The organism is Pelistega suis, assembly GCF_013133795.1.
Taxonomy (GTDB): domain Bacteria; phylum Pseudomonadota; class Gammaproteobacteria; order Burkholderiales; family Burkholderiaceae_B; genus Taylorella; species Taylorella suis.
On record NZ_JABGBN010000015.1, the window covers coordinates 1 to 5,562 of the forward strand.

5 protein-coding genes and 2 pseudogenes are annotated in these 5,562 nt (G+C 47.5%); 5 read left to right on the forward strand and 2 right to left on the reverse strand.

The features are described from left to right. Window positions 1–102: 102 nt before the first annotated feature. Window positions 103–234, reverse strand: a pseudogene (locus HKX39_RS10465) (acetyl-CoA carboxylase biotin carboxyl carrier protein); the annotation flags it as partial. 420 nt (window positions 235–654) lie between these two features. Between HKX39_RS10465 and sul2 the strand changes: the two are divergent. The 3 genes from sul2 to HKX39_RS10480 are packed head-to-tail and all read left to right on the forward strand — an operon-like array spanning window position 655 to window position 3,132. After that, window positions 655–1,506, forward strand: a complete 852-nt coding sequence (gene sul2 / locus HKX39_RS10470; protein ID WP_011270145.1) for a sulfonamide-resistant dihydropteroate synthase Sul2 — start codon at window positions 655–657, stop codon at window positions 1,504–1,506. Beyond that, on the forward strand, window positions 1,493–2,296 hold the full coding sequence (aph(3'')-Ib, locus tag HKX39_RS10475; RefSeq protein ID WP_001082319.1) for an aminoglycoside O-phosphotransferase APH(3'')-Ib: 804 nt from the start codon (window positions 1,493–1,495) through the stop codon (window positions 2,294–2,296). Before sul2 ends, aph(3'')-Ib begins: the two co-directional genes overlap by 14 nt. Continuing rightward, complete coding sequence (locus HKX39_RS10480; RefSeq protein ID WP_000480968.1) at window positions 2,296–3,132, forward strand: aminoglycoside O-phosphotransferase APH(6)-Id; 837 nt, start codon at window positions 2,296–2,298, stop codon at window positions 3,130–3,132. Before aph(3'')-Ib ends, HKX39_RS10480 begins: the two co-directional genes overlap by 1 nt. A 97-nt stretch (window positions 3,133–3,229) precedes the next feature. Here the strand turns inward: HKX39_RS10480 and HKX39_RS10700 are convergent. Next, window positions 3,230–3,331: pseudogene (locus HKX39_RS10700) on the reverse strand (IS5/IS1182 family transposase); the annotation flags it as partial. A 104-nt stretch (window positions 3,332–3,435) separates the two neighbouring features. Here HKX39_RS10700 and aph(3')-Ia point away from each other — a divergent pair. Together aph(3')-Ia and HKX39_RS10490 are read left to right on the forward strand one after the other, a co-directional pair. Continuing rightward, on the forward strand, window positions 3,436–4,251 hold the full coding sequence (aph(3')-Ia, locus tag HKX39_RS10485) for an aminoglycoside O-phosphotransferase APH(3')-Ia (protein ID WP_000018321.1): 816 nt from the start codon (window positions 3,436–3,438) through the stop codon (window positions 4,249–4,251). A 316-nt stretch (window positions 4,252–4,567) separates the two neighbouring features. Continuing rightward, on the forward strand, window positions 4,568–5,254 hold the full coding sequence (locus HKX39_RS10490) for an XRE family transcriptional regulator (protein ID WP_171681270.1): 687 nt from the start codon (window positions 4,568–4,570) through the stop codon (window positions 5,252–5,254). Window positions 5,255–5,562 lie beyond the last annotated feature (308 nt).

Genomic DNA, 5,562 nt, shown 5'->3' on the forward strand with positions numbered 1-5,562 from the left:
ATAATCACATCCTGCTGAAATTGCTTTCCTTTAAAATGACTCATCGTCATTCCTCCTGCTATCTTTTTCTATTATTCTACCTTATTTGATAGTAGATTTAAAACTTTGCAACAGAACCGGCGCAGCCACGGTGCGCGTAATGCGGACTTTTTCTTCGCCTTCGGTAACTTCAATCTCGGCAATTCCTGATTCTTCAACCAAATCAATCAGTTTTTTTAATTTGCGTAAATCCATTTTCAATATTTCCTATTAACAAGGTTTTGTGTGGGGCGCAACGCATTTCAGGCAGCCTGAAACGTACATTGCGCGGAAATTCGGATAATTTGTTTGTAGAACAAAAAAACAGATTTTGGCGAATTTAAGCGCAAAAGTCTAGCAATTTAGCCTTTTATATTCAATGGCTTATTTTCCTGCTAATTGGTAATATCATGAAAAATACCATGCTCAGAAAAGGCTTAACAATATTTTGAAAAATTGCCTACTGAGCGCTGCCGCACAGCTCCATAGGCCGCTTTCCTTGCTTTGCTTCCAGATGTATGCTATTCTGCTCCTGCAGCTAATGGATCACCGCAAACAGGTTACTCGCCTGGGGATTCCCTTTCGACCCGAGCATCCGTATGAGACTCATGCTCGATTATTATTATAGAAGCCCCCATGAATAAATCGCTCATCATTTTCGGCATCGTCAACATAACCTCGGACAGTTTCTCCGATGGAGGCCGGTATCTGGCGCCAGACGCAGCCATTGCGCAGGCGCGTAAGCTGATGGCCGAGGGGGCAGATGTGATCGACCTCGGTCCGGCATCCAGCAATCCCGACGCTGCGCCTGTTTCGTCCGACACAGAAATCGCGCGTATCGCGCCGGTGCTGGACGCGCTCAAGGCAGATGGCATTCCCGTCTCGCTCGACAGTTATCAACCCGCGACGCAAGCCTATGCCTTGTCGCGTGGTGTGGCCTATCTCAATGATATTCGCGGTTTTCCAGACGCTGCGTTCTATCCGCAATTGGCGAAATCATCTGCCAAACTCGTCGTTATGCATTCGGTGCAAGACGGGCAGGCAGATCGGCGCGAGGCACCCGCTGGCGACATCATGGATCACATTGCGGCGTTCTTTGACGCGCGCATCGCGGCGCTGACGGGTGCCGGTATCAAACGCAACCGCCTTGTCCTTGATCCCGGCATGGGGTTTTTTCTGGGGGCTGCTCCCGAAACCTCGCTCTCGGTGCTGGCGCGGTTCGATGAATTGCGGCTGCGCTTCGATTTGCCGGTGCTTCTGTCTGTTTCGCGCAAATCCTTTCTGCGCGCGCTCACAGGCCGTGGTCCGGGGGATGTCGGGGCCGCGACACTCGCTGCAGAGCTTGCCGCCGCCGCAGGTGGAGCTGACTTCATCCGCACACACGAGCCGCGCCCCTTGCGCGACGGGCTGGCGGTATTGGCGGCGCTGAAAGAAACCGCAAGAATTCGTTATCAGAAAACTGAAGGAACCTCCATTGAATCGAACTAATATTTTTTTTGGTGAATCGCATTCTGACTGGTTGCCTGTCAGAGGCGGAGAATCCGGTGATTTTGTTTTTCGACGTGGTGACGGGCATGCCTTCGCGAAAATCGCACCTGCTTCCCGCCGCGGTGAGCTCGCTGGAGAGCGTGACCGCCTCATTTGGCTCAAAGGTCGAGGTGTGGCTTGCCCCGAGGTGATCAACTGGCAGGAGGAACAGGAGGGTGCATGCTTGGTGATAACGGCAATTCCGGGAGTACCGGCGGCTGATCTGTCTGGAGCGGATTTGCTCAAAGCGTGGCCGTCAATGGGGCAGCAACTTGGCGCTGTTCACAGCCTATCGGTTGATCAATGTCCGTTTGAGCGCAGGCTGTCGCGAATGTTCGGACGCGCCGTTGATGTGGTGTCCCGCAATGCCGTCAATCCCGACTTCTTACCGGACGAGGACAAGAGTACGCCGCAGCTCGATCTTTTGGCTCGTGTCGAACGAGAGCTACCGGTGCGGCTCGACCAAGAGCGCACCGATATGGTTGTTTGCCATGGTGATCCCTGCATGCCGAACTTCATGGTGGACCCTAAAACTCTTCAATGCACGGGTCTGATCGACCTTGGGCGGCTCGGAACAGCAGATCGCTATGCCGATTTGGCACTCATGATTGCTAACGCCGAAGAGAACTGGGCAGCGCCAGATGAAGCAGAGCGCGCCTTCGCTGTCCTATTCAATGTATTGGGGATCGAAGCCCCCGACCGCGAACGCCTTGCCTTCTATCTGCGATTGGACCCTCTGACTTGGGGTTGATGTTCATGCCGCCTGTTTTTCCTGCTCATTGGCACGTTTCGCAACCTGTTCTCATTGCGGACACCTTTTCCAGCCTCGTTTGGAAAGTTTCATTGCCAGACGGGACTCCTGCAATCGTCAAGGGATTGAAACCTATAGAAGACATTGCTGATGAACTGCGCGGGGCCGACTATCTGGTATGGCGCAATGGGAGGGGAGCAGTCCGGTTGCTCGGTCGTGAGAACAATCTGATGTTGCTCGAATATGCCGGGGAGCGAATGCTCTCTCACATCGTTGCCGAGCACGGCGACTACCAGGCGACCGAAATTGCAGCGGAACTGATGGCGAAGCTGTATGCCGCATCTGAGGAACCCCTGCCTTCTGCCCTTCTCCCGATCCGGGATCGCTTTGCAGCTTTGTTTCAGCGGGCGCGCGATGATCAAAACGCAGGTTGTCAAACTGACTACGTCCACGCGGCGATTATAGCCGATCAAATGATGAGCAATGCCTCGGAACTGCGTGGGCTACATGGCGATCTGCATCATGAAAACATCATGTTCTCCAGTCGCGGCTGGCTGGTGATAGATCCCGTCGGTCTGGTCGGTGAAGTGGGCTTTGGCGCCGCCAATATGTTCTACGATCCGGCTGACAGAGACGACCTTTGTCTCGATCCTAGACGCATTGCACAGATGGCGGACGCATTCTCTCGTGCGCTGGACGTCGATCCGCGTCGCCTGCTCGACCAGGCGTACGCTTATGGGTGCCTTTCCGCAGCTTGGAACGCGGATGGAGAAGAGGAGCAACGCGATCTAGCTATCGCGGCCGCGATCAAGCAGGTGCGACAGACGTCATACTAGATATCAAGCGACTTCTCCTATCCCCTGGGAACACATCAATCTTACCGGAGAATATCGTTGGCCAAAGCCTTAGCGTAGGATTTCGCCCTCTCCCGCAAACGACCCCTTTATTGTAGGTGGGCCAGTTGGTGATTTTGAACTTTTGCTTTGCCACGGAACGGTCTGCGTTGTCGGGAAGATGCGTGATCTGATCCTTCAACTCAGCAAAAGTTCGATTTATTCAACAAATCCACGTTGTGTCTCAAAATCTCTGATGTTACAATAAAACTGTCTGCTTACATAAACAGTAATACAAGGGGTGTTATGAGCCATATTCAACGGGAAACGTCTTGCTCGAGGCCGCGATTAAATTCCAACCTGGATGCTGATTTATATGGGTATAAATGGGCTCGCGATAATGTCGGGCAATCAGGTGCGACAATCTATCGATTGTATGGGAAGCCCGATGCGCCAGAGTTGTTTCTGAAACATGGCAAAGGTAGCGTTGCCAATGATGTTACAGATGAGATGGTCAGACTAAACTGGCTGACGGCATTTATGCCTCTTCCGACCATCAAGCATTTTATCCGTACTCCTGATGATGCATGGTTACTCACCACTGCGCTCCCCGGGAAAACAGCATTCCAGGTATTAGAAGAATATCCTGATTCAGGTGAAAATATTGTTGATGCGCTGGCAGCGTTCCTGCGCCGGTTGCATTCGATTCCTGTTAGTAATTGTCCTTTTAACAGCGATCGCGTATTTCGTCTCGCTCAGGCGCAATCACGAATGAATAACGGTTTGGTTGATGCGAGTGATTTTGATGACGAGCGTAATGGCTGGCCTGTTGAACAAGTCTGGAAAGAAATGCATAAGCTTTTGCCATTCTCACCGGATTCAGTCGTCACTCATGGTGATTTCTCACTTGATAACCTTATTTTTGACGAGGGGAAATTAATAGGTTGTATTGATGTTGGACGAGTCGGAATCGCAGACCGATACCAGGATCTTGCCATCCTATGGAACTGCCTCGGTGAATTTTCTCCTTCATTACAGAAACGGCTTTTTCAAAAATATGGTATTGATAATCCTGATATGAATAAATTGCAGTTTCATTTGATGCTCGATGAGTTTTTCTGATAGTTAGTCTTTGTAGAGACACAAACCTGAAATTCCGGACACCGCGCTTCAGGACAGATAGACCGGAACACAACCGGTGCAAGTCCATAGCAACTCGTTTCTTTTCGCAGGTTGAGCCACCTCCGCGCTTCATCAGAAAACTGAAGGAACCTCCATTGAATCGAACTAATATTTTTTTTGGTTACAATTTTCTAGCCAAGCGGAAAACATCTTATACTGCCATTCATATGATAATTATTTAAAATGGGAAAAAATTATTATCTATCTAGCTGATCTTGCTTATGAATCAGCAGAAACAGGTTACCGTACAGAACCATTGATAGAAGAGCCAGAAATAATCTGTGCTGACTTACTTCACATACTAAAGCAATTAGGCGTTAAACTACCTACCGAATTCCCTGTAGAAATAGACCTTCAAAAATCTGTAGATGATAACTTTACTTCAGAGAATAGTCCTCAAAATGACATCTATGCTTTTGATTTTCTAGAAAAAATTCCTCTTTTCGATCTTATCTATCAAATTTTAAAGGCCTACACAGATGTCTACGGTTTCTACTTAGCTTATATTTATGAACTAGATAACAATCACTACGAATATGACGATTTTAGCGACAATATTACTGGCTTAGAAGACTATATTCTCTCTATTGCAGTAACAAAATTGGATTTACATCATAACAATTTGACACCTAACTTCACGACTTTCCAACGCAAAATATTAAGAACCTGTGAAGAGCTCATTCTTGAAATCAAAAATTTTGCTTTCAAGCTTAATATTCCGCTAAGAGCAGAATTATTAGATTTAATCTATGATGACCATGACAGCCTAGGAGTAAACGCAGAAGCAGAATCTCTAGGGCTGAATAAATATAGATTACACCCTGATATTTATATGAATGAATTATTAACAGGAATGCGACTTATTCATCAAGTTTTACCAAAAATATTAAATAAGTTAGAAATTGATTTTACTGTTGATGATCAAGCTTTACGAAGATGGTAATGTATGTCTAAATTTTCTCAAATAACCATTGATGGGGAGATATATAACTTAGAACATCTCAATCCCTTTCCCGTGACATTTACACAGTCTGCTAAGGCGATAGATACAGCCAAACACTATAGCTGTATTTTTGAGTTTAGCTCACATTGCTTTACTCGTTCCATCAACTCTCGACAAGGAGAATCTATACGGTTCTGTTGCAAAGTTTTAAATCTACTATCAAATAAGGTAGAATAATAGAAAAAGATAGCAGGAGGAATGACGATGAGTCATTTTAAAGGAAAGCAATTTCAGCAGGATGTGATTAT

Excerpts from the sequence above, each read along its gene's own strand:
- sul2 (WP_011270145.1), top strand. The coding sequence starts at position 655 with ATGAATAAATCGCTCATCATTTTCGGCATCGTCAACATAACCTCGGAC.
- HKX39_RS10480 (WP_000480968.1), top strand. The coding sequence starts at position 2,296 with ATGTTCATGCCGCCTGTTTTTCCTGCTCATTGGCACGTTTCGCAACCT.